This is a genomic window from Mesorhizobium sp. M8A.F.Ca.ET.021.01.1.1, assembly GCF_003998025.1.
Lineage (GTDB): Bacteria > Pseudomonadota > Alphaproteobacteria > Rhizobiales > Rhizobiaceae > Mesorhizobium.
The window spans coordinates 1-621 of the sequence record NZ_RZSJ01001066.1; the positions used below are offsets into that span (position 1 = coordinate 1).

1 protein-coding gene is annotated in these 621 nt (G+C 58.6%); it reads right to left on the bottom strand.

Translation table 11 applies throughout. The features are described from left to right. Window positions 1-111 precede the first annotated feature (111 nt). A complete protein-coding gene (rpmE, locus tag EOA36_RS36620; protein WP_096451251.1) occupies window positions 112-333 on the bottom strand; it encodes a 50S ribosomal protein L31 in 222 nt (73 codons plus the stop codon). Between the last annotated feature and the right edge of the window lie 288 nt (window positions 334-621).

The following is a 621-nucleotide window of genomic DNA, read 5'->3' on the forward strand; positions in this document are numbered from 1 at the left end:
GGCCTGTGATATTTAAGAACAGCTTTATGACGGGGGGAGGGGAAGATGGTTCTGGTCAACAAAAAACCCGCCTCGAAGGCGGGTTCTTGATCTGCGAAAGCCCGATGCGGCTTAGAGGCCGAAACCCTCAAAACGCTTCTTGAACTTCGACAGGCGGCCGCCGCGGTCGAGCAGGGTCTGCTGGCCGCCGGTCCAGGCCGGGTGGGTGGTCGGGTCGATATCGAGGTTCATCGTATCGCCTTCCTTGCCCCAGGTCGAACGGGTCATGTATTCGGTGCCGTCGGTCATGACGACCTTGATGGTGTGGTAGTCGGGATGGATTGCGCTCTTCATGGCTCGGTTCCTGGCTTGCCGGCGCGGCTGACGGGCATAAGCCTGCGTCGATGCGCCTCTTTTTAAAACTCGAAGCCGCAGCTATTGAGGAGCCACGGCTTCTAAAACGATCGGCGTGCCTATACATCAGCCGGAATTGAATCACAAGGCCGCGGCAAGCGCATATTCAAGGCGCATGAAGCTGAGGCGGCTAGAGGAAACAGCGAGATGGCGCAATCAAGCAGCGCAGACGAGCGCCGACGCTCGCTCAAGCCGCTCAGGCGCCTGTTTCCCTACATCACTGGATAT